At 70.8% G+C, this 22,604-nt stretch carries 21 protein-coding genes and 3 pseudogenes; 6 read left to right on the top strand and 18 right to left on the bottom strand.

All coding sequences use genetic code 11. The features are described from left to right. The gene (locus tag AB0G16_RS24500) at positions 1-486 is read left to right on the top strand and encodes a hypothetical protein (RefSeq protein ID WP_362809180.1); all 486 of its coding nucleotides are present in this window, start codon (positions 1-3) and stop codon (positions 484-486) included. Positions 487-521: 35 nt separating this feature from the next. Here the strand turns inward: AB0G16_RS24500 and AB0G16_RS24495 are convergent, their stop codons facing one another. Together AB0G16_RS24495 and AB0G16_RS24490 are read right to left on the bottom strand one after the other, a co-directional pair. Beyond that, positions 522-1,106 carry a hypothetical protein gene (locus tag AB0G16_RS24495; protein WP_362809317.1) on the bottom strand — a complete coding sequence of 195 codons (585 nt, stop codon included), beginning with the start codon at positions 1,104-1,106 and terminating at the stop codon, positions 522-524. A gap of 82 nt (positions 1,107-1,188) precedes the next feature. Beyond that, positions 1,189-1,635 (bottom strand): annotated as a pseudogene (locus tag AB0G16_RS24490) (sigma-70 family RNA polymerase sigma factor); the annotation flags it as partial. 81 nt (positions 1,636-1,716) lie between these two features. Between AB0G16_RS24490 and AB0G16_RS24485 the strand changes: the two are divergent. The 3 genes and pseudogenes from AB0G16_RS24485 to AB0G16_RS24475 form a co-directional block, all read left to right on the top strand. Beyond that, the gene (locus AB0G16_RS24485) at positions 1,717-2,004 is read left to right on the top strand and encodes a transposase (RefSeq protein ID WP_362809177.1); all 288 of its coding nucleotides are present in this window, start codon (positions 1,717-1,719) and stop codon (positions 2,002-2,004) included. Positions 2,005-2,031: 27 nt separating this feature from the next. Next, positions 2,032-2,397 (top strand): IS3 family transposase, encoded by a 366-nt coding sequence (locus tag AB0G16_RS24480; RefSeq protein WP_362809314.1) that lies wholly within the window; start codon positions 2,032-2,034, stop codon positions 2,395-2,397. Between the two features lie 161 nt (positions 2,398-2,558). Continuing rightward, positions 2,559-2,633 (top strand): annotated as a pseudogene (locus tag AB0G16_RS24475) (hypothetical protein); the annotation flags it as partial. A gap of 190 nt (positions 2,634-2,823) precedes the next feature. On the opposite strand, the gene AB0G16_RS24470 reads toward AB0G16_RS24475, so the two are convergent. From AB0G16_RS24470 to AB0G16_RS24455, 4 genes are read right to left on the bottom strand one after another with little or no spacing between them, the layout of a single operon-like run. Further along, positions 2,824-3,453, bottom strand: a complete 630-nt coding sequence (locus tag AB0G16_RS24470; protein ID WP_362809174.1) for a hypothetical protein — start codon at positions 3,451-3,453, stop codon at positions 2,824-2,826. Beyond that, positions 3,440-5,140, bottom strand: a complete 1,701-nt coding sequence (locus tag AB0G16_RS24465) for a VWA domain-containing protein (protein ID WP_362809171.1) — start codon at positions 5,138-5,140, stop codon at positions 3,440-3,442. Before AB0G16_RS24465 ends, AB0G16_RS24470 begins: the two co-directional genes overlap by 14 nt. After that, positions 5,137-6,303 (bottom strand): toxic anion resistance protein, encoded by a 1,167-nt coding sequence (locus AB0G16_RS24460; protein ID WP_362809168.1) that lies wholly within the window; start codon positions 6,301-6,303, stop codon positions 5,137-5,139. The genes AB0G16_RS24465 and AB0G16_RS24460 overlap by 4 nt, the downstream gene beginning before the upstream one ends. 34 nt (positions 6,304-6,337) lie before the next feature. Next, complete coding sequence (locus AB0G16_RS24455; RefSeq protein ID WP_362809166.1) at positions 6,338-7,450, bottom strand: hypothetical protein; 1,113 nt, start codon at positions 7,448-7,450, stop codon at positions 6,338-6,340. Positions 7,451-7,650: 200 nt separating this feature from the next. Here AB0G16_RS24455 and AB0G16_RS24450 point away from each other — a divergent pair. After that, positions 7,651-7,995, top strand: a pseudogene (locus tag AB0G16_RS24450) (IS5/IS1182 family transposase); the annotation flags it as partial. Positions 7,996-8,001: 6 nt separating this feature from the next. Here AB0G16_RS24450 and AB0G16_RS24445 read toward each other — a convergent pair. The 4 genes from AB0G16_RS24445 to AB0G16_RS24430 form a co-directional block, all read right to left on the bottom strand. After that, positions 8,002-8,412, bottom strand: coding sequence for a VOC family protein (locus AB0G16_RS24445; RefSeq protein ID WP_362809163.1), 411 nt, complete (start codon positions 8,410-8,412; stop codon positions 8,002-8,004). A 12-nt stretch (positions 8,413-8,424) separates the two neighbouring features. Further along, on the bottom strand, positions 8,425-8,547 hold the full coding sequence (locus tag AB0G16_RS24440) for a hypothetical protein (protein ID WP_362809160.1): 123 nt from the start codon (positions 8,545-8,547) through the stop codon (positions 8,425-8,427). A gap of 281 nt (positions 8,548-8,828) precedes the next feature. Next, complete coding sequence (locus AB0G16_RS24435) at positions 8,829-10,064, bottom strand: MFS transporter (RefSeq protein ID WP_362809157.1); 1,236 nt, start codon at positions 10,062-10,064, stop codon at positions 8,829-8,831. 251 nt (positions 10,065-10,315) lie between these two features. Continuing rightward, positions 10,316-10,612: a hypothetical protein gene (locus AB0G16_RS24430; protein WP_362809154.1), complete on the bottom strand. Its 297-nt coding sequence runs from the start codon at positions 10,610-10,612 to the stop codon at positions 10,316-10,318. Between the two features lie 89 nt (positions 10,613-10,701). Here AB0G16_RS24430 and AB0G16_RS24425 point away from each other — a divergent pair, with 89 nt between their 5' ends. Continuing rightward, on the top strand, positions 10,702-11,148 hold the full coding sequence (locus tag AB0G16_RS24425) for an SRPBCC family protein (RefSeq protein ID WP_362809311.1): 447 nt from the start codon (positions 10,702-10,704) through the stop codon (positions 11,146-11,148). A 33-nt stretch (positions 11,149-11,181) separates the two neighbouring features. On the opposite strand, the gene AB0G16_RS24420 is transcribed toward AB0G16_RS24425, so the two are convergent. The 8 genes from AB0G16_RS24420 to AB0G16_RS24385 all read right to left on the bottom strand — a co-directional run. After that, positions 11,182-12,363 carry a TerC family protein gene (locus tag AB0G16_RS24420; RefSeq protein ID WP_362809151.1) on the bottom strand — a complete coding sequence of 394 codons (1,182 nt, stop codon included), beginning with the start codon at positions 12,361-12,363 and terminating at the stop codon, positions 11,182-11,184. A gap of 305 nt (positions 12,364-12,668) precedes the next feature. Further along, positions 12,669-16,175: a ThuA domain-containing protein gene (locus AB0G16_RS24415; RefSeq protein ID WP_362809149.1), complete on the bottom strand. Its 3,507-nt coding sequence runs from the start codon at positions 16,173-16,175 to the stop codon at positions 12,669-12,671. Between the two features lie 24 nt (positions 16,176-16,199). After that, entirely contained in the window at positions 16,200-17,033 is an 834-nt protein-coding gene (locus AB0G16_RS24410) for a sugar phosphate isomerase/epimerase family protein (protein ID WP_362809147.1), read from the bottom strand. Then, a complete protein-coding gene (locus tag AB0G16_RS24405) occupies positions 17,030-18,256 on the bottom strand; it encodes a substrate-binding domain-containing protein (RefSeq protein ID WP_362809144.1) in 1,227 nt (408 codons plus the stop codon). The genes AB0G16_RS24410 and AB0G16_RS24405 overlap by 4 nt, the downstream gene beginning before the upstream one ends. Positions 18,257-18,266: 10 nt before the next feature. After that, positions 18,267-19,199, bottom strand: a complete 933-nt coding sequence (locus AB0G16_RS24400; protein WP_362809142.1) for an ABC transporter permease — start codon at positions 19,197-19,199, stop codon at positions 18,267-18,269. After that, positions 19,196-20,197, bottom strand: a complete 1,002-nt coding sequence (locus AB0G16_RS24395) for an ABC transporter permease (protein ID WP_362809139.1) — start codon at positions 20,195-20,197, stop codon at positions 19,196-19,198. The genes AB0G16_RS24400 and AB0G16_RS24395 overlap by 4 nt, the downstream gene beginning before the upstream one ends. Next, on the bottom strand, positions 20,194-21,618 hold the full coding sequence (locus AB0G16_RS24390) for a sugar ABC transporter ATP-binding protein (RefSeq protein WP_362809308.1): 1,425 nt from the start codon (positions 21,616-21,618) through the stop codon (positions 20,194-20,196). The genes AB0G16_RS24395 and AB0G16_RS24390 overlap by 4 nt, the downstream gene beginning before the upstream one ends. A gap of 643 nt (positions 21,619-22,261) precedes the next feature. After that, the coding region (locus AB0G16_RS24385; protein WP_362809136.1) for an RICIN domain-containing protein at positions 22,262-22,604 on the bottom strand (343 nt) is incomplete at its 5' end.

Genomic DNA, 22,604 nt, shown 5'->3' with positions numbered 1-22,604 from the left:
ATGGATCCGGTGAGACTGCGGCAGGCCCTGGACGACGTCTTCGACGGGGCACTGCTTCGCCACGGCTTCACGGGGTACATGCGCGACTACCAGGTCGTGATCCACATGACCACCGACCCGCGGAGCGGGATCGCGCCGTCGACGCTGCGCTACCTGTTCCGCCACTGCGTGCGGGCCGACTGCGCCACGACCGTGCCGGCCGGTGTCTGGCGCGCGTCTCTCGACGATCGGCTCATCACCCACGGGACCGGCGCCGACCTCGACGGATACGTCTGGGGCGTCAACTGGCAGTGCCTCTACCCCGGGATGACGCTCGTCACCGACTCGCCGGCCGCCCGTGAGTGGGCCGCGGCCGTCGGCATCGACTTCCACGAGGTCCGGATCCAGACCAACGCCCACGACCTGACCCTGATCTTCTCCGATCTGCTGATCGAGGAGATCCCTTCCGAGTGGCACGGGCCGGACTACATGTTTCCGATTCCGTAGGCGTCGGGGCACGACAGATCCTCCAGGAGGAGGGGCTACGGATTGGCGACCTCGGGGCCGCGCAGCGTGACCTGGACGCTGCCGCCCACCTGCAGGTCGGCGCGGGTGCAGGAGGCCGTGGGGTCGGGCAGCACGGTCAGGGGCCAGTGATGCCGCGTCCCCAGGGCTCGTCTGGTCACCTGCTCCGCCTGGCGCAGGCCGACACACCGGGAGGTGACGCCCTCAACGAGCGCGTCACGCAGCTCGTACACGAACGGGTCGACCGTGCCGGCGTTCCTGACGCTGTGGTCTCTCATGCGGTGGGGAAGCACGCTCACCGTGTTGTGGCCGGGGTCGAGGTCCGCGTCCGCGCACGGCTGGTCGTCGTCCCGCGAGTCCGCGGGCAACACCTCGATCCGCCAGCCCGTCAGTCCCAGCCGTTTGATCTGGGCCTTGGTGAACGCGACGGCCTCGGTCTCGGAGAAGCAGCGGGAGTACAGCCCGTCCACCCAGTCGCCGAGACCTCCCTCCAGCTCCCGCACGGCGACGTCCTGCGGCGTGGCCGGGTTCAGCAGGGTCGCCGACGAGGGCACCTGTGACCGTGGCGCCACGTACACGTCCTCGTTGAAGCGGAACGCCACCGGGTCGGGGATCGCGGGGCGACTTCACCAGGCGGCCCCGCGCGCGGTGCAGGCGTACGCGGACCGCGGCCCGTGACACGGCCAGGGCCAGCGCGATCTCGTCACGGCTCAGCTGCTCCCAGGCGAGCAGCCTGAGCAGTTCCTGGTCGTCGTCGGTGAGCCGGCTCATGGCCACCTCGACCGCCGAGAACGCCGTGTCGTCCTGGGGTGCCACGTCGGACAGGGACGCCCGCAGTCTCTCGGCCAGCGCGTGCCGCCTGCGCTCCCCGCGATGGAGGTTGGCCAGGACCTTGCGCGCCACCCCGAAGAGCCACGGGCGCGCCTGGTCCCCCTGGGGTACCTCCTCCAGGCGGCGCCAGGCCACCAGGAACGTCTCGGTCACCACGTCGGCCGCGTCCGCTGGATCGGCCACCCGTCGCAGGGCATAGGCCAGCAACGGTTGATGGGCGCGTTCGAACAGTGCGGCGAATCGATCCTCCGGCGAGCTCACGGGTTCCCTTCCACGTCGACGGCCCGGCACTGCCCACATGTCCGCCTCGGTGGCGAACGTTACGGCGGCTCTTGCGGTCTGATGTACTCCGGCTTTCGTGGAGTCGCTTCGATTGGCTACATGCCTACGCCCCTTCGAGAGGTCGGCATGTCGAAGAGATATCCCCCTGAGTTCCGCCGCAAGCTCCTGGACCTGCTGAAGGCCGGCCGAACCGTGCGGCAAGCAGCCTTCGATCTACAGATCAGCGACCAGACGATCTACAACTGGCGCGAGCAGGAGCTGATCGACACCGGTCAGAAACCCGGCATCACCTCCTCCGGCCACACCGAGCTGGCCGTGACCAGGCGCGCCGCCGAGTTGTTGAGAGAGGCGGTGCCCCCAAGAGGCGGTTCGAGGCCATCGCGGTGATGGCCGCCGAAGGGCTCCCATCCAGGTCTGCTGCCGGATCATGAACGTGTCGGAGTCAGTTTTTCTGCCTGGCGCAACCGACCGCCCTCAGCCCGGACGCTCCGGCATGCCTGGCTGACCGACGAGATCCGGCAGGTGCACGCCGCCTCCAACAGCGTCTACGGCGGCCCGCGGGTACACGCCGAACTCACCATGGGGCGCGGTATCGCGGTCGGACACGGCGCGGTGACCATGCTGATGCACCGCGCCGGCATCAAAGGCCTGCCCGGCAACAAGCGCCGCCGACCTGTTCAGCAGACACCCACCGCCGCGGACCTGGCCGAGCGCCAGTTCAGCCGGGGGCCGGGCAGACCTTCGCCGACCCTGACGAGATCGCCTACGCCACCGCCGTGACCACCACCCAGCTCAACGCCCGCGCCCGCCCCTGGATCTGGGGCCGCCCGGCTCCCGAGCCTCGTCGCCGCCGACGCCGTTTTACCTACCTGCTTTGAGGAACGTCGCACTAACAGCCTTACGTCCGCACGGCGCAGACCCTCGGGTTCACGCCGACGGAGATCGCACGGCACGGCCAGGAACTGAGCGAGGCGCCGGACGCCGCGCGGGCGTTGTCCGCGTTGTTCGAGGAGAGGATCCAGGTCGTCGACGCGCGCATGGCCGAGCTCGCCGCCCTGCGGGCCGAGCTCACCGCGCGCGTCGGCACCGGATGTCCGCTGCGGGCGACCGGCCGTGCCCTGGGGCATGAGACCTGGCGGGACGTGACCGCGACGGCCTCTCCGCGCCACCGCAGACGCAGAGACGCAGAGACGTCGAGCGATCGGGTCAGAGATCCAGGCCGGAACCGCCGAACCGGTCCTGGAGGAACCTGCCCTGGTCGCGCAGGGCCTGCTCGTCGCCCCGGTGGACCGACTCGGCCACCTTGCGCATCTGGACCTCCAGCAGGTCGAGCTGGGCGAGCAGTTCCTCGTGCGCGCTGTGCTCCCGCTCGCCGCGCCGCGTGAGCGCGTAGGAGCGGGGCAGGTTCGCGTACGCCTCCAGGCTGGAGGGCAGGTAGTCCCTGATCGTCTGCGACACGACGTGCAGGTGGTCGGGTGAGGCGGTGAGCGTGTCCGCCCGACGCAGGATGTCGCGCACCACGTCGGCGAGCGCGCCGACCCTCGTCACCACGTCGGCGGGAAACCGGTTCCCGCCGACCTTGCCCAGCAGGGTGTCCAGGTCGGCGCGCAGCCGCCCGGACTCCACCTCCGCGTGCGAGATCGTGAGCCTCATCCGGTCCGCCGGGGCCAGCAGCGCCCCGACGCCGTACAGCCCGGCGACCACGACGGGCCAGTACGTTCCGGCGACGCCGAGGAAGACCAGGACCACCCCGGCGAGGGCCAGGACGCACCCGGCGATGTTCCTGGTCGACCCGGCGTAGGCGAGGATCCGTCCTCTCGGGCTACTGGTAGCCACGGATCTCCTTGAAGGCCGTGGCCAGCGATCCTTGGCGGGCGTCGAAGGTCGCCCCGCCGGTGAGCTCTGCGATCCGCCTCATCTCCTCGACGTCGCTGTCGCCGAAGAGCACGACGAACGTCCTGAACTTCACGGGCAGCGACGCGTAGTAGGCGGCGAAGTCATCATAGGAACTGCCGTCGGTGTTCTCGCCGTCCGTCATCAGCACGATGGAGGTGAAGTCCTTCGACGCAGACGCAGACGCAGACGCCGCCTGCCCGTAGGCGGCCCGCAGGCCGTCGAAGATCGCGGTGCCGCCCTCGACCTGCAGCCCCTCGCTGTAGGAGCGGATCCGCTGGAGCACCGGCCCTGGATCGCGTTCGGGCAGCGTGAAGGTCTGCGGGGTGCCGGGGCCGGTGTTGAACGGGATCATCGTGACCGTCTCGCGGTCACGGAAGCGCGAGAACGATCCGCTGACGGAGGTGTCGGCGCCGGACAGGGCGGTCAGCGCCTGCCTGAGCGCGACGATCCGCTCCCCGGTCATCGAACCGGAGGTGTCCAGCACGAACAGGGTCCGCGACGGCCTGCGCACCTGGTTGAGGTAGACGCCGATCAGCTCGTCGGCCGCGTCACGCCGGTTGGGGAAGGGCAGTTCCACCAGCGACGCGGTCCCGAAACGCGGGTCCGGCGCGACCTCGGGGACGATGGGCCTGCGGTGGGTGGTGGTCATGATCTCCCGCTGGATCTCCGGCGTGCGCAGCCAGGCGGCGAGCTTTCCGTACAGCTCCTTCTTGCGCGGGGGCGCGGAGCTCAGAAGCGTCAGCGGATAGTCGGCCGTCACCACCCCGTCGCCCGGGTAGACCAGCGTGAGCTTCTCGGCGAGTTTTCCCGAGGCGTTGAGGCCGAGCAGCACGGACTCGTAGTTCACGAGCCCGTCCACCGCGCCCTCCTTGGCGTACGCGTCCGCGAGCCAGCCGGAGGAGCCAGCGGTGAGCGTCTGCGCCGAGAAGAACTCCTTCAGCCTGGGAGTCGCCGAGGCGATCTGGGCCTCCTGCAGTGCCTCGCCGGCGTCGGAGAGTGCCGCCGTCACGCCGACCAGCGCCGAGAATCCGGAGTTGGACGCCGCGGGACTGGTCATGCCGAAGGTGAACCTGCGGGCGCTCGCGGCCGAGGCGATGTCGTTCCAGGTGACGGTCTTGGCGTCCCAGCCGAGCTCGCGGGCCTTGGAGGCCTTCAGCCCGAGCACCACGGGCGAGACCATGACCTTGGTCTGGGTCGAGAGCCGCGCGGCCGCCCCGTCGATCAGTGACAGGTAGCGGTTGGAGGAGAACCACGTCGCGTCGTGGCGCCCGTCGGCGCCGCCGCTCGCCACCTGGTCGGCCCCGTCCAGCGTTCCGGCGTACGACAGCGCGACCCGTACGCCGACGGCGTCCTGGGCCTGCCTGAGCAGCGGTTCCAGATCGGCGACCTCGCTTCCCGCCAGGACGCGGAGCACGTCGGGACCGTCGGGAACGCCGCCGGCGACGCCGTCGGGGGTGGCGGGCGTGTCGGCCCCGCCGCACGCGGCCGACGCCACCAGCAGGGCCAGCGCGGCGAGCGCCCGCCGGACAGGACGGGCGCCCGAGCGTGCGGCGGGCGCCCGCCCGGCCCGGGGCGCACCCGCTTTCGCGCCGGGTACCGGCCCGCTCATCGGGTGCTCCCCGCTCATCGGATGCTCCCCTGCTCGTCGCCCCGCTGTGAGCGCTCCAGGTACGTGCGCGCGTGGTCCAGCTCGACGGTGAGGCTGTCCACGGTGATCGCCATGTTCTCGACGGCCTTGGCCTTGAACGTGTCGATCATGTCCATGGTGGAGTAGATGTTGTCGAACGCCTTGCGCAGCGCGTCCATGCCGACCGTGGTCGACGCCGCCTGGGTCTGGATGTCGGCGGCCTGCGTGCGCAGCATCTCGCTGGTCGCCACGATCAGGTCGGAGGTGGTGCTGTTCAGCGCCGTTATCTGGTCGAGCACGAGTTTCTGGCCGGCGAGGGCCTGGGCCACGGTCACGGCCGTGCGCAGTGCCGCGACCGTCGTCGTGGAGGCCCGGTCAACGCCTTTGATCAGTTCGAGGTTGTTCCTGCGGATCAGGTCCAGCGCGAGATATCCCTGGGCGGACACCGCGAGCTGGGTCAGCAGGTCCTGGTGTTTCTGCCGGATGCCGAACAACGCGTCCGAGCGCAGGGCGGTGGCCTTCTCCGGTTCGGCCGCCTCGACGTAGGTGATCTTCTCCTCCACCGCCGCGTCGAGGGCGGCGGCGAGCAAGGCGTACTCCTGCAGGCGTTTCATCGACTCCCAGAGGTTGGTCTTCTCCCCCTCGATGGCCGCGTTGTCCTTGCGCAGCTCGTCCTGCCCGGATTTGAGGGCGCGGACGATGTCGTCGAGGTGTTTCTGTGCCGATCGGTACTTCGCGAAATAGTCGCGCAGCCTGTCGCCGAACGGGATGATTCCCAGCAGTTTCCTGGCGGGGCCGGACGTCTGCTTGGGGTCGAGGTCGACGATCGTGCGGCGCAGCGCGACCAGTTGCCCCGCCACGGCCGCCTGCGCGTCCTTGCCCTCGCCCCTCGCCGAGGCCAGCGCGGCCACCGGGCGCCTCAGCATGCGGTTCGCCACCTGGGAGGAGGCCCGGATCTCGGTGTCGCCCATGGAGGTGATGTCGTTCACCTTCCGGGTGAACTCCGGCGACCTCGGATCCAGGCCGCTCAGCTCCTCGGCGAAGCCCTCGGCCTTGCGCGCCAGTTCCTCGGCCCGCCCTTCGGGGACCGGCAGCATGGTGGCGGCCTTCTCCGCGGGCACCTTGGCCACGGGTTCCGGTGGGCTGAGCATGAGATCGCTCACGGTGGTCTCTCCTCGAAGCGCTGAAAAGGTGAGGTCAGGGGGTGGACGAGGGGACCGCTCCGGACCGGTAGAGCGTCTCGACCGCGGAGATCATGCCCTCCAGCCGGTCGTGGTCGGGGGGCTCCACCACGTCGACCAGGCCGGGCGGCAACGGGGCCCCGGCCTTCGCCACGAGGTCGTCGAACGCCCTGGCGTCGGCGGTGCGGAAGCCGTACAGGGCCGCCAGGCGCCCGAGTTCGGGGTCCTCCTGCAGGAGACGGCCGACCTCGCCGCCCTGTGCGCTCAGCGGTACGAGCGTGTGCTTGCTCAAGACCGTGGGCGAGGGGTAGAGCAGCCGCATGCCGGGGCGGATCGAGCCGTCCCCGGCGAACAGGCGCGAGGCGTACTGCGCCTCGTAGATCACGACCATGGGCGTCTTGCCCATCCCGAGGGACAGGTAGTCCTCGAACGGCGCCTCGGTGGAGGTCTCGGAGTAGCCCTGGTCGAGGAAGAGCGGCGCGACAGTCCTGGCCACCTTGGTGCCCCGCTCGGCGGAGGTGACCACGTCGTCGCCGTTGGCCACGTAACCGGCGATCGAGAGGTACATCGCCGCCGAGTTGGAGGTACGGATGTCGGTGGTGGTGAGCAGCACGCGCTTGCGCGCCGGGTAAGCGGTATTTCCTGGCAATTTATCCCATCGGGCACCTTTCGCCACCATATCCAAATATTTCTGGATATCGAGTACGTGGTAACCCTGACCGGAGTCCCGTACGACACCCACCCCGGTGAGCACGTCCACGATGGGGGTGAACGTGGCGATCGCCATGGGCGAGGAGAACGGCGCGAACGTGCGGGCGGCGCCCCGGTCACGCCTGATCTTCTCGGCCGCCGGAGCGCTGGAGGGGAAAGCGAAGCCGTACTTCCCCAGATCCACCGTGGTCGCGATCTGCCGCGATCCGGCGGTGTCGACCTCCACCCGCAGGCCGCGCCCGGCGAAGACCTTCCGCACCCTCGGATCGTCGAAGAACGGCTTCTTCTCCGAACCGATCACCCCGCGGACCAGGGTGAGCTCCTGCGTCTCCGCGCCGTCACGGTTGCCCGCCACGACCGCCGCCACCACGGCGACGCCGAGGAGGAGCGCCAGCCCGACACCGATCCAACGCCTCATGTGATTCCCCGAAAACTCGCCCCGTACCGCTGCGAAATAGCGGATGTAATTGAATTATGTGATTAACGACGACAGGACGGAGCGAGGTAGTCACAACGTATCGACAATTCACTTTCCGTTCACCGGTGCGCCGCCCGGAGGGCCGTCTCCGCCGCCACGGCGGGACGTGGTGATCGAGTAGGCTGCCGACCGTGTCCGGACGGGCCGGCGGCAAGCACCATCTGATCACTGACGCGACCGGCATCCCACTCGCGGTGATCCTCGCCGGGGGCGACCGCAACGATGCACCCCGTTGGTGCCGCTGCTGCAGGCAATCCCCAAGGTGCGCGGCAAGCGCGGCCGTCCCTGGTAGCGACCCGAGGTCGTGCTCGCCGATCACGGCTCCGGTCTGGGCGAACAGCGCTGGGTGGCCGAGCAAGCCCTCGCCTTCCGCATGCCTTCCGTCGGCTGCGTATCCGCTGGGAGGTCCCTGCCGCCATCCATGAGAAGTTCCCAAGCTCGGCTGTGCCCTGATCTGCTGGCGTCGTTTCAGCTCATTCTGTTAGCAGCTCTTAGCCGCGCTTGGGCCAGACCGGGCCCTGGCCGGTCCAGACGACGCCCTTGTTGCGGCACAGACAGAAGGGGTGGCCGATCGGGTCGGTGTAGATCCGCCAGCCGTAGCCGCCGGGGCCGATGAAGTCCTGCCGCAGCATCGCGCCGAGGCCGAGGACGCGGCGCTGCTCGGACTCGATCTCGTCCACTTCGAAGTCGAGGTGGAACTGCTTGGGGTGCTCGCTGTCGGGCCACCGCGGAGCGCGGTACTCCTCCACCCGGATGAAGGCCAGCTCGACCTCGCCGAACGTGATGCCGGCCCAGTTCTCGTCGCTGCCTTCCTTGATCGGTCGGCCCGTCACCTCAGCGTAGAAGGCCGCCAGTTTCATCGTGTCCGGGCAGTCGATGATGAAATCGGTGAGTCGCAGCATTCCGCGATCCTGTCACAGGACCTTGACGCAGACGCCCTGGTCCGGGTTCCCGTCGGCACCCGTGTCGAGGGGGTACTCCGTGGGCATTCCCGTCAGCTCGCCGGTCTTGATCCACGACTCTGCGCGCTCTCGCACGACCGGGAGCCGCACAGCGCCTGCACCGTCCCGGTGGACGCCCCTGCCGAGGAGATTCTCGCCGTCCATCTCTACGGCAACGCCCCTGCGGCGCGTTCTGCTGCGCCGGAGCGGGGATGCGCCTGGCCGGCGCCGGGCCGATCATCGGCTCCGGCGCCCGGCTCAGGCCGCCCGGACGGGACCGGTGGGCCTGACCTGTGGGGAGGGCGAAAGGCCCGGCTCCATGACTTTCCCGTTCCGGCGGTCGTCGTGGCACCCCGGTTCGGGCGAGGTGACGGACTTCAGGATCCGGGAACCGCGGCCGCCCTGCGCAGGGCGGCCCTGCGGACCACGGTCGTCGTCAGCGCCGCGGTCAGCAGCGAGACGACCGCCAGCAGGGCCAGGCCCAGCGCGTAGGAGCCGAACCGCCCGTAGATGAAGCCCATCACCAGTGGTGGGACGAAGCCCCCCAGACCGCCCGCGGCGCCGACCAGGCCGGTGACCGAACCCACCTTGTCGGCCGGCGCCACCTGCGCGACCAGCGCGAACGTGGCCCCGCTGCCCGCGCCGAGCGCCGCGGCCATGGTCAGGAACGTGATCGTGCCCACCGGCATCAGGGCCGGGGTGAAGGACTGCGCGGCGGCGGCGACGGCGGCCACGACGAACACCGCGGTCAGCACGGGCAGCGGCCCGATCCGGTCCGACAGCCAGCCTCCGGCGGGACGCATCAGGACCGCCAGCAGGACGAAGCCCGCCATCCGGTTGGCGGCGTCGGCCTGCTCCAGGCCGTAGGCGGTCTGCAGGTAGGCCGGCAGGTAGACGGAGAAGGCGACGTAGCCGCCGAAGGCGACCGCGTACAGGACGCACGCCTGCCAGGTGATCGGCAGCCTGACGGTGGCGGCCAGGCGCGCGGCCAGAGGCTGCGACGGGATCGTGCGTCCCGGCGCGTCGCGCATGACCAGCCAGGAGACGACGGCGTAGAGGGCGAGCGCGATCGCGGTGATCACGAACGGCGTCGCCGAGCCGCCGGACTCCACCAGCCTCACCGTGGTCAGGGCGCTGATCGCGGTGCCGCCCATGCCCGCCCCGAAGACGCCGATGGCCAGCCCGCGCCGGTGCGGGGGGAACCAGGCGTTGACGAAGGGCACCCCGACGGCGAAGACCGTCCCGCCGATCCCCAGGAAGAACCCGCCCACCAGCAACGCCGCCAGCGAGCCCTGCCCGGCCAGGCCGATGAACAGGACGGGAACGATGGTGACGGCCGAGATGAGCGGGAACATCACCCTGCCGCCGAACCGGTCGGTGAGCACGCCGACCGGGATGCGGCCCAGCGAGCCGACGATCACCGGGACGGCGACCAGGAGGGCCTGCTGGGAGGCCGACAGGCTCAGTATCTCCTTGAACCGCGGCCCCAGGGGGCTGAGCAGCGCCCACGCCCAGAAGTTGACCGCGAAGCCCAGTGTGGCCAGCGCCAGCATCGACGCCGGCCCGCGACCGGCAACGGCCGGAGACCGGCCGTCAGTCCTGCCCGTGTTCATCGTCTCGTCCTCGTCACAGTGGTCGGTGCCCGCGGGGTCCGGGCCGCGGACGCCGCCGTCGGGGCGCGCCGTCGCGGACTCCGGTGACGGGCGGGCCGTGGCCCCTCCCCCTCACGTCCATCCCACCGCGGGCGCTCACGCCCCTGTACGGGCGAAAGTCCTCACCCCCCGGGACCTCCGGCCCCGGTCACCGATCGCCCGTCGCCGGCCACCGGAGGGCACGGGTCACCCGCCTGCCCGGACGGCCCCGTTCAGGACTCGATTCCCCCGCGGAGCAGTCCCCATACCCGCTCGGCGGTCCCGGCCCGCTCGGGGGCCGGGATCCTGGCGAGGAGACCGGCCAGCACGCCGACGGCCAGGACCAGGTCGTCGACCGTCACGTCCGCGCGGACGTGGCCGACGCGCCGGGCCTCGGGGAGCCCGCTCTCCAGCACCCTCGCCACGCGGTCGCGTACCGCGATGATGCGGGGGTCGGGGTCCGGCGGCGCGCTGACCATGTCGATGAACGCGGTCGAGGCGATGGTCTGCTCGGTGATCAGGTCCAGCACGTCGGCCAGGGTGGTGCCGGAGGCCTCGGCGAGCGCCTCCAGGCCGGCGACGCTGTCCTCGAAGACGGCCGGCGCGAGGCTGGGGCCGGATCGACGCCGAGGCCCCCGTCACCTCCGAGTCCGGCGTCGTCGTCGACGCGACCCCCGCCGAGGTCTGGGAGGTGCTGGCCGATCTCGGGAACTGGCCGGCGTGGGCACCCGGGTACGAGGTCCTGGAACTCGGCGAGATGACCCCCGGTGCCGCCTTCCGCTGGCGGCTCGGCCCGGTGAGGATCACGTCGAGGTTCGCCGTCGTCGCCCCCGGACGCGAGCTCACCTGGAGCGGCGTGGTCCTCGGGTACAGGGCCGTCGACCAGCAGGTGCTCCAGGCCCTTCCCGGCGGCCGTACCAGGGTGACGATGCGGGAGAGTCTCGCGGGCCCGCTCGTCTCCCTGGTCTTCGGCGCCGGCAGGCTCCGCGCGGGTCACGAGCGCTATCTGAACGCCCTGGAGACCGAACTGGCCCGACGGTCGGCGGCGCACCCGCGGGGACGGTGAGCCGGGGTTCGCCGCCCCCGGCCGCGGGGCCGGTCAGGAGGGCGGGGAGGCGTCATGCGCCTCCTTCGCCCTGGTGAGGAGTGCCATCAGCCGTTCCTCCTCGCGGATCCTCGCCCGGTACTTCTCGGGAAGCTTCTTGATCACTTCGATCTCGTGGACCAGCGCGGCGAAGAGCTCCTCGCGGCGGGCGGGGTCGTTCTCGACCTCCAGGTACTCCGTGGCGTGGCGCCGGGCCGCCGAGACGGCGTTCTGGGCCCTTCCCTTGGGGCTGAACAGCGAGGCGAGCACGGTGACGACGAGGACGCCGATGATCACGCTCAGCGACAGGCCGGTGTCGATCTCCACCACCGGGACCGGCCGGCCGTCGTTGACGAAGGGCACGTTGTTCTCGTGCAGCGCGTGCAGCATGAGCTTCACGCCGATGAAGCCCAGGATCGCGGCGAGACCGTAGGTGAGGTAGATGAGGCGGTCCAGCAGGCCGTCGATGAGGAAGTAGAGCTGGCGCAGGCCGAGCAGCGAGAACGCCGTGGCCGTGAACACCACGTACACGTTCTGGGTCAGGCCGAAGATGGCCGGGATGGAGTCCAGTGCGAACAGGATGTCCGTGCCGCCGATGGCGACCATGACGAGCAGCATGGGCGTCATGACGCGCCTGCCGTCCTGGACGGTGAACAGCCGGTCGCCGTCGTAGGTGTCGGAGGTGTGGAAGACCTTCCTGGCCAGGCGGACCATGATGTTGTCGGCGGAGTGGCCGTCCTCCCCCTCGGGCCTGAGCAGGTTGCCGGCGGTGACGAGCAGGATGAGGCCGAAGATGTAGAAGACCCAGGCGAACGAGTTGATCAGCGCGGCGCCCAGGAAGATGAAACCGGCCCGGGCGATCAGGGAGAAGACGATGCCGAAGAGCAGGACCTTCTGCTGGTCGGCGCGCGGCACCTTGAAGCTGGACATGATGATGAGGAACACGAACAGGTTGTCGACCGACAGGGCCTTCTCCGTCACGTAACCGGCGAAGTACTCGATCCCCGTCGCGGACCCGCCGAAGACCCACACGCCGACGCCGAACAGGAGCGCGACGCCGACGTAGGCGGCCGACCAGCGGGCGGCCTCGCCCAGGGTGGGCACGTGCGCCTTGCGCACGTGGAAGACGAAGTCGAACAGCAGCAGACCGGCGATGCCGGCGATCGTGAACCACCAGACGACAGCGGACACGTCCATCGGCGGGCTCCGGTTGCAGGCGACGGTCGGGGCGGCGCACGCCGTGACGGCGGGTCCGGCCCCGCCGCGCACCCGTGCCCGGGACCTGCCGGCCGTCGGGCCCGCTGATCGGCCCGGACCGCTCCCGGCCGGTCCGCAGGGTGTCATCCCCCCTGGTCACGCGGTGACGCCGGGACGAGCGTCGTCATATGGCAAAGGTCGCCCCGGGGCCTCCTCCGGAGCCGGTCGCCGGGTCGTCCCCGGGGACGTCCCCCGGAGCCGGTCGCCGGAAGGCGGGCCGGCTCCGGGGGCGCGTCACATCGCGGTCATCCCCGGGTCCACTTCTGGTTGTTCTGGCCGTTGCAGGTCCAGATGTTCACCCTGGTGCCGTTGGCGGTACCGGCGCCGGAGACGTCCAGGCACTTGTTCGCGCCGACGGCGGTGACGCTTCCGTCGGCGTTCAGGCGCCACTTCTGGTTGTTGCCACCGTTGCAGTCCCAGATGACCACCGCGGTGCCGTCGGCCGTGCCGCCGCCGGTCACGTCCAGGCACTTGTTGCCGTAGACCCGCAGCTCCTGCGCGGAGGTGGAGGTCCACTGCTGGTTGACCCGGCCGTTGCAGTCCCAGATGTTCACCGCGGCGCCGTTGGTCTGGGAGGCGCCGTTGACGTCCAGGCACCGGCCCGAGGCCACTCCCTTCAGGGCGTTCCCCGAAGGCGTCGGGGTGGGGGTCGGGGTGGGAGTCGGGTTGCCGTCGCCCTGCCCGACGCCCCTGCCGTTGAAGGTGATGGAGTCGACGTCGAACGCGTCGGCCGTCGGCGCCTTGAACACCACGTAGAGGACGCGCGTGCCACCGGGGTCGGTGACCCGCGCCGCGGGCAGGGACGCGTAGGTGTTCCATCCCCCGGTCGCCGTCACGGCGGCGGAGGCGACGAGCGTCCCGGTCGGCGAGCCGGCGCGCAGTTCGATGGACCCTCCCGTGCTGGACGGCGCCGAGACGCGGAAGGACACCGAGTCGATCCCGGACAGGTTGACCGGTGTGAAGGACACCCAGTCGTTGTTGGAGACGTCACCGATGCGCCTGCCGCCCTCGGCCCCGGCCTCGTCGACGGCCCGGACCCCGGAGGAGCCGGAGAAGTGCTCGACCTGCTTGTGCTTGGGGTTCAGGGTGATCCCCGCGTTGCCCTTCAGGCCGGTCGAGTCGGTGTAGTCGGCGGCCAGCACGTAGTAGACGTTGGACGCCTCGTCGTGGCCGGAGGCGGTGGTCGTGACCGTCCCGGAACAGCCGGTGTACTGGCCGGTGTCGTGGGCGTGCTGGTCGTGGCCCAGCGCGGTGATCACGTTGACCTTGGTGCAGTCGACGGTGCCGTCCTCGGGGTCGGTGACGTTCACCGTGTAGGAGACCCGGTCGCCGAAGGAGATGAACCCGCCGTCGGGCGGGGCCGAGAAGACGACCTTGGGACGGGTGTTGCCGACGACGACGGTCGTCGTGGCGATCGCCGTCTTCCCGCTCGAGTCCCGGACGGTCAGCCTGACGGTGTAGGTGCCGTTGGAGGTGTAGGTGTGGGACGGGTTGGCCGCGGTGGAGGTCCCGCCGTCGCCGAAGTCCCAGGCGTAGGTGATCGCCTCACCGTCGGGGTCGGCCGAACCGGCGGAGGAGAACGCCACCGTGAGCGGCGCGGCGCCCGAGTCGGGGGTGGCGATGATCTTGGCCACGGGGGCGCGGTTGCCGACCACGTAGTCGATCCGGTAGATGGAGTCGTCGGTGTTGGCGTGGCCGAAGCCGTTGCCCCAGTCGGCCATGTACAGGGCGCCGTCCGGGCCGAACTTCATGTCGATCGGCGCGCGCGGCGCGATCTGCGCCACGAAGGGGTTGATCTTCAGGAGGTTGCCGGAGGAGTCCAGGCGGAACTCGTTGACGAAGTTGCGGCTCCAGTCGTAGAAGAACGGGGTGCCCTCGAAGTACTGGGGGAACTTGCGGTCGGAGGTGCTCGCCGCGTTGTAGCGGTAGAACGGGCCGCCCATCGCCGCGGCGCCGCCGCAGCACTTGATCTCGGGGAACTGGGCCGAGACGTGGTAGTTGTACCAGACGTTCGCGGGCTGGGCGGGGGGCAGGTTGGTCAGGCCGGTGTTGTTGGGCGAGTTGTTGACCGGCGCCGAGCAGTTGAACTTCGCCCCCGAGGTGTTGTTGGCGAAGTTGAAGTCGTTGAACGGGATGTTGTTGCCGACGCAGTACGGCCAGCCGTAGTTGCCGGGCTGCTTGATCAGGTTCCACTCGACCGTGCCCTCGGGGCCGCGGTTGGCGTTGGCGCTGCCCGCGTCGGGGCCGTAGTCGCCCACCGAGATCCAGCCGGTGGTCTTGTCGACCGAGAACCGGAACGGGTTGCGGAAGCCCATCGCGTAGATCTCCGGCCGCGTCTTGGCGGTGCCCGGCGCGAACAGGTTGCCGGCGGGAACGGTGTAGGTGCCGTCGGGCTCGGGGTGGATACGGAGGATCTTGCCGCGCAGGTCGTTGGTGTTGGCCGAGGACCGCTGGGCGTCGAAGTGCTGCCGGCCGGAACGCTCGTCGATCGGCGTGTACCCGCTGGACCCGTTGGGGTTGGTGTCGTCACCGGGGCCGATGTACAGGTTGCCGTTCGGGCCGAAGGCCAGGTAGCCGCCGGTGTGGCCTGGTTCGTCCACGTTGCGGTAGGCCGGAACCTCGATGATCTTCTTCTCGCTGGACAGGTCGAGGCTGGTGCCGTTGAAGGTGAACCGCGAGACCCGGTTCACCTCGCCGCCGTTCGCCGGTGAGTAGTTGAGGTAGATCCAGCCGTTGGCCGCGAAGTTCGGGTCCAGGGCCAGGCCGATGCCGCCGTCCTCGCCGCCGTCGTACACCGGCAGGGTGCCGATGACGCGCGTGCCGCCGCCGCCCGCGGGGATCAGGTTGACCTTGCCCGAGCGGGAGATGTAGAAGACCCGGCCGTCGGCGGCCACGTCCAGCTCCATCGGCTGGTCGGGCGCGCCGTCGAGGGTGACCTTCTGGAACCGGGCCGCGACCGTGCCGCCGCAGTCGCCCGGCGCCGCGCCCGCCGCCCACTTCACCGCGCCCAGCAGGTGCTGCTTGAAGTTGGCCTCGGAGTAGGAGGAGGCCTGGTGGCCCATGGCGGTGGCCCACACCCGGCCGCCCTCGGGGTTGTGGCACCAGGAGATCGGGTGGTCGGCGCCCATCTTGTTCGGGCCGGCGTCGTAGGTGGTCTCGTCGGCCGTCACGAGCACGTGCACCGAGCCGCGCATGTTCTTGTCGAAGTTGTACCACTCCTCGGTGCGCGTCCACCGGTCGGGAAGTCCCACGGTGGAGGGGTGCACCTTGTCGGCCACCTTGGCGGTGCCCTGCACGGTCGCCGAGTGCGCGGTCATGTGAGCCCCGGCCATCACGACCTGGTCCCACCAGGGGAACTGCGCCTCGATGTTCATGTCGGTGGCGTTGTGGATCGCCACGACACCGCGCCCGCTGCGCAGGTAGGACTGGAACGCCTGACGCTGGGCGTCGTTGTCCCAGACCATGCCGCTGGTCTGGTGCATGATCACCGCGTCGTAGGTGTTGAACGTCGCCGACGTGAAGACGGAGGAGTTCTCACTGAGGTCGACCTGGAAGTTGTTGTCGGCCGCCAGCTGCTGGAACATCGCGATGCCGGCCGGGATGGCGTCGTGCCGGTAGGCGCCGCTGGCGGTCTCGGAGAACAGCAGGACCTTGAACTGGGGCGCGGCGGCGTTCGCCACCGGTGGCACCGTGAACAGGAACAGCCCTAACAGGGCCGTGGCCAGGGCCGGGAGCAGGTGTGATCTTCGCATGGGGGGGTCTCCTGGGAGGGGGGGTCAGGTGGTCAGGGTGCGTAGGAAAGCCAGCCCTTCGGTGGCGAGGGCGTCCTGGCTGGGTGCCAGGGGACGCCAGATGGACGCTGCGGTGGCGATGACGGCGTTGTCGGCGGTGAAGGACTCGATCACCAGCGGGCCGGTGTAGCCCACGCCGCGCAGGACGGTGACGAAGCCGGGCCAGTCGAAGCGGTCGCCGCCGGGGGCGCCGCGGTCGGTCCCGCACGCCTGCACGTGCGCGATCCTGGGGCCCGCGAGCCGGACGGCCCGGAGGGGGTCCTTCTCCTCGATGTTCATGTGGTAGGTGTCCAGGGCGATCCCGCAGTCCTCGGGAAGGGCCTCGAGCGCCTGCTCGACGGTGTTGAGAAGGCTGGTCTCGTACCGGTTGAGCGGTTCGACGCCGATCCGGACGCCGCGTTCGGCCGCGTGGTCGAGGACCGGTCTCAGGTTCTCCCGCAGCTCGGCGTAGAGCGCGCGCCGCTCCCGCGGGCTCATCTGCCACGTCCTCCCGACGGAGGCGTAGGCGGGCCCGCAGACCGCGGGCGCGCCGACGGTCACCGCGACGTCCACGCAGTGGCGCAGGTAGTCCTGGGTGGCGCGGATCGTCTGCGGTGAGGCGCCGACGAGCTCGCGCCCCGGCGGCATCGTGAGCACGACCGACGCCCGCAGCCCCAGCTCGCCCAGCAGGGCCGCGGCCTTGCCCGGGTCCCAGTCGCCCGGGTGCTCGACCGGCAGCTCGACGACGTCGAACCCCCATCGCGCGATCCGCGGCGCGAGGGCGGCCAGCGCCTCGTCGGTGAGCGGCGAGACCCAGACCCAGGTGTTGACGCCGATCACGACGTGCCGCCCCACTTGGCGGGGTAGCCGGGCAGGTCCTCGCACCCGCACAGGGCGTAGTGCAGCGGCGGCAGGCCGGGCGTGATGCGGGAGGCGAGGTTCTCCTGGGTGATCGTCGGCTGGGGAAGGTTCCACACCTTCGGCACCTGCTCGCCCTTGAGGATCCTCAGCGCCGCGATCACGGGCGTGCGCCACTGGTAGGTCGGGTAGGTCGGGGCGATCGCGGTGAGCTTGGCGTCGCTCCACTTCTTCAGGAAGTCCTGCTGGTCCTCGCCGTTGATCGGCGGTACGGGCAGACCGGCGTCCTCGAAGGCCTCGACGGCCGCGACGGCGGTGGCGCCCGCGTCCATCCAGACACCGTCGATCTTGCCGTGGCGCTGGATGTAGTCGCTGACGATGCTCTTGGTCTTGGCGGCGTCGCCGTCGGTGAACTCGACGCCGACCACCTGCAGGTCGCTCTTGTCGAAGGCGACCTTCGCGGCCGACCACCGGGTCTCCAGCACGTCCACGCCGGGCAGGATGCGCAGCGCGAGGACCTTCCCGCCGGAGGGCACCTTGCCGACGAGGAACTCGGCCGCCTCGGCGCCGAAGGCGTACCCGCCGATCGGCTTGATGAAGGTGACCGGGCAGTCGGTCTGGACCCCGCGGTCGAACACGATGACCGGCACCTTGGGGCAGGCCCCGGACACCGCCGGGGTCAGCGTGGCCGTGGTGTTGGGCGAGACGATCAACGCGTCGCACCCCTTCTCCTGCAGCTCGGCGATGTCGGAGATCTGCTTGTCGTCCTTGCCCTCGGCGTCCAGGGCGGTGAAGCGCCCGATCTCCTTGTGCAGCGCGACCTCGGCCTGCATGGTCTTCCAGCCGACCTGCCGCCAGGGGTTGTTGACCGCGGCGTTGGAGAAGCACAGGTGGTACGGGCCCGCCTTCTTGTACGCGGCGGTGTCGACGGGCTCGGGGTCGATGCTCTGCTCCCACGGCTTGTCCGACGGGCCGGTCGGCTGCGCTTGGCGCATCGCCATCTGGGCGTCGTAGTCGGCCTGGACGAAGAACTTCGACTGCGCCCCGGTGCCCCTGTCCGGCGCGGCGGCGCCCGAGGAGGAGGCGGAGGAGGACGTGGCGGCGGTGGCGGCGGGCGCCGGCGTGTCGCTGGTGCACGCGGCCGCCGAGAGCGTCAGCGCGATGAGCGCGGCGACGGCGAGGAGTCGCCGCGAGGGTGTGCGCATTGTGGTCCTTTCAGGTGACGGACGCGGTCGTCCTGCGCGGGAGCCTCACGGCTCCGAGCGCCACCGCGCCTATGATGATCACGCCCTGCACGGCGGGCTCCAGGGCCCCCGAGACGCCGTGCAGGTTGAGAAGGGTGAAGAGGGCCTCCAGGGTTAGGGCGCCGGCCATCGCGGCGACCACGGAACCGCGGCCGCCCCCGAGGACCACGCCGCCGAGCACGACGGCGGTGATGGCCTGGAACTCCAGGCCTTGGCCGACCTGCGCGGAGACGCCGGCGAAGCCGCCGAGCAGGACGGCGGCGACCGCCGCCGACAGCCCGGAGATCATGAACGCCACGGTGCGCGTCCGGGCGACGCGGACACCGGACAGGGCCGCGGCCCGGTCGTTGTCACCGGTCGCGACGAGCGTGTGGCCGAAACCGGAGCGCATGACGGCGACGGCGAGGCCCGCGAGCGCGAGGAGGATCAGGACCGACCAGGGCACCGGTCCGGCGCTCCCCCGTCCCAGTTCGCGGAACTGCTCGGACAGGGCCCCGCGGGGCGCGCCGCCGGTCCACAGGAAGACCGCGCCCGACAGGATCAGCAGCATGCCGAGCGTGGTGATGAAGGACGGGACGCGCAGCAGGGTGGTGACGACCCCGTTGACGAGCCCGACGAGCGGCCCGATGACGATCAGCAGGGCCAGCACGGGCCAGGTGGCCTCCGCCGAGCCGTCGATGAGCCGGGCGGCGATCACCACCTCGGCGGTGACGAGGGAGCCGACCGACAGGTCGAACTCGCCGGACACGATGACGAAGTACTGCCCGGCCGCGAGGATCACCAGCGGCGCGGCCCGCTTGACGAAGGCGAGGAAGGTGGGCGGCTCCAGGAAGAGGGGGTTGACGGCCGCGATCGCCACGAGCAGTCCGGCCAGCACCGCGAGGATGGGCAGCGCGCGTCTCATGCGGCCCGCCCCCTTCGGGCGTAGATCGCCAGGGCGGCGACCAGGACCACGCCCCGCACGACGTCCTTGGCGAAGGAGTCGATCTCCAGCTGGTTGAAGATGCTGTCGAGGACGGCCAGGAGCAGGACGCCGCCCACGGTCCCGGCGACCCCGCCGCGGCCGCCGGCGAGGGCGGTGCCGCCGAGGACCACCGCGGCGATCGACTCCAGGTCGTAGCCGCCGTCGGTCCCGACCGTCGGCGCGCCGGCCCCGAGCCGGGAGGCCAGCAGCAGCCCGGCGATCCCGGCGCAGACCGAGCAGAGCACGTGGGCGATGATCACGACCCGCCCGGTGCGGATCCCCGACAGCCGGGCGACCTCGGCGTCCCCGCCCACCGCGTGGATCCGGTATCCCAGCCGGGTCCGGCTGAGCAGCAGCCACGCGCAGACCGCCACCGCGGCCCACAGCAGCGCCGACACCGGCAGCGGTCCGATGCGGTCGTAGCCGAGATGCCGGAAGGACTCCGGCACGCTGCCCGCCGGGCCGTCGTAGCGGTGGTCCAGCACACCCTTGATGATCAGCGCGACCCCGAGCGTGGCGATGAAGGCGTGCACCCGGAGCCTGGTGACGATCAGGCCGTTGGCCAGCCCGGTCAGCGCGCTGACCGCCAGCACCGCGGCGATCGCGGCCGGCACGTTCGCGCCGGCGCCCGCCATGATCTCGGCCGCGACCAGCGAGGTCAGGCTGATGAGGTAGGCCACCGACAGGTCCAGGCTCCCGGCCAGGATCACCAGGGTCTGCCCGACCGCGACGATGCCGAGGGCGGCCGAGCGCTGCTGGATGCCGACGATGTTCTCCAGGCCGAGGAACGACCCGCCGTCCAGGGCGAACAGCAGCCAGCCCAGGCCGACGAGCAGGACCAGCGCGACGTAGACGGGGCGGGCGGGACGGTCGGCCGTCATCCGCCGCAGGAGCGACCCGGGGGCCGGGGCGCGCCGGAGTTCCAGTTGCCGGGTCATGACGCGGCCGCCACGGCCATCACGGCCTCCTCGGTGGAGCCTGCGGGCAGTTCCCCGGCGACGCGGCCCTCCCGCAGCACCACGATGCGGTCGCTCATGCCGATGAGTTCGGGCAGCTCGGAGGAGATCATGAGGATGGCCGTGCCGTCGGCGGCGAGTTCGCGGATCAGCTCGTGGATCGCCGCCTTGGCGCCGACGTCGACGCCGCGGGTGGGTTCGTCGAGCAGCAGGACGCGTGGCGCGACCGTCATCCACTTGGCCAGCACGACCTTCTGCTGGTTGCCGCCGGACAGCAGCCTCACCTCCCGGGTCAGGTGCGAGGGGTGGAGCCGCACGCGGTCGAGCAGCCGCTCGATCGCGGGCCGGCGTCCCCGGACGGCGCGGGCGACGAGCAGGACGTTGTCGCGCACCCTCTGGCGCGGCAGCAGTCCTTCGGCCTTGCGGTCCTCGGTGACCAGGCCGATCCCCGCGTCGATGGCCTCGCGGACCGACCGGGGGCGGCAGGGGGTCATCTCGCCGCGGGTGAAGGGCTCGGCGCCGAACAGCGCCTTGACCAGTTCGCTGCGGCCCGAGCCCTGCAGCCCGGCCACCCCCGTGATCTCCCCCGCCCGCAGGTCGAGGTCGACGTCGCGCAGGGCGGCGTTGGCGCCGCCGCGCACGCTCAGCATGACCTGTCCGGGCGGATCGGCCGCCCGGGGCGGGTAGTAGGAGTCGAGCTCCCGGCCGACCATCAGGCGGACCACGGTCGCGGTGTCCAGGTCGGCGGCCCGCGCCGTGGTGACCCGGGCACCGTCCTTGAGCACGGTGATCCGGTCGGCGAGCTCGAAGATCTCACGGAGCCGGTGGGAGATGTACAGGACCGCGATGCCGCGCCCGGCCAGGCGCCGCACCAGCGCGTAGAGCAGTTCCACCTCGTGGTCGGCCAGGGCGGCGGTGGGTTCGTCCATGACCACGATCCGGGCGTTCAGCGACAGCGCCTTCACGATCTCGACGACCTGCTGCTGCGCGACCGAGAGCCGCCGGACGAGGTCGCGCGGCCCGAACGACTCCTCGCCCAGCGAGCTCAGCAGCTCGGCCGTCGCCGACTCCATCGCGCCCCGCTCGACCAGGCCGCGCCGGACGGGCTCGCGGCCGAGGAAGACGTTCTCGGCCACCGTCCGTTCCGGCAGCAGGGTGAGCTCCTGGTAGATGATCGCCACCCCGGCCCGCTGCGCCTCGACCGGGTGCCCGAACACCACGCCCCGGCCGTCGATCTCGATCGTCCCCTCGTCCGGGGCGTGCACGCCGGCGAGGATCTTCATGAGCGTCGACTTGCCCGCGCCGTTCTCCCCCACCACGGCGTGCACCTCGCCGGCGGACACCTCCAGGTCGACGCCGCCGAGGACCCGTACGCCCAGGAAGCTCTTGCCGATGCCGGTCATCCTCAGCACGGGGCCGGCCCGTCCGGCGGCCCGTCCGACGGCACGGTCGTGCCGGCCGGTGTCGCGCCGCCGGGATCGTCCGAGGGCGATCCCGGCGCCGTTCGGTGGGGGGAGTGGTGCACGAGGATCTCCTAGCGGCGATGGGGGTCATGCCGGGCCCGGCGCTCTTCACCGGCCGTTCACCGTCGGCGGACGGCCCGGCCCCCGGCCCGCGTCCGGCTCGCGGGGCGGAAGGCGCGCCTCCCCGGTGAACGACGCGTGGCGTGCGGGAGACCGGGAACGGCCGTTCGGTGATCATCAAGTCGGTTCTGTAGGAAAATAAGCCTACATAAGAATGGTGTCAAGCATTCTTATTTCGGATATTTAGGACATGTGTAGAGGGGCGCGGAGCCGAGCGTTCCGCCGCAGGACCGGTGGTTCACGAATCAGCGCTGTTCAGGATGTGTGACGGCATCGGCGCGGCCGGGCTCGCGCGAACGGGCGAGCCGCCGGGACCCCGGTCGCGGACCGAATGAGTATGAAACTTCTGTGCCATCGTCACCGGGCGGGTCCGCACGGTGTTCCGGCGCGGGCGATCAGGCCCGCGCCGGACACCGTTGTCACGCCTGCGGCGTGAACGCGGGACCGCCGTCCTCGGGAGACCTCAGACGCGGGTCCACCTCTGGTTGGTACCGCCGGCGCAGGTCCAGATGTGCACCTTGCTGCCGTTGGCCGTGCCGAAGCCGGACACGTCCAGGCACTTGTTCGCGCCGAGGGCGGTGATGGTGCCGTCGGCGTTCAGGCGCCACTTCTGGTTGTTCTGGCCGTTGCAGTCCCAGATCTGGACCGTCGCGCCGTTGGCGGTGCCGCTACCGCTCACGTCCAGGCACTTGTTGCCGTAGACGCGCAGCTCACCGGCGGCGTTCGAGGTCCAGCGCTGGTTGGCCTGGCCGTTGCAGTCCCAGATGTTCACCGCGGCGCCGTTGGCCTGCGAGGCGCCCGAGACG

The sequence above is a fragment of the Streptosporangium sp. NPDC023615 genome (genome assembly GCF_040640155.1).
Taxonomy (GTDB): Bacteria; Actinomycetota; Actinomycetes; order Streptosporangiales; family Streptosporangiaceae; genus Streptosporangium.
The sequence above is the reverse complement of the archived record's forward strand: the minus strand, read 5'-3'. Positions and strand labels throughout refer to the sequence as shown.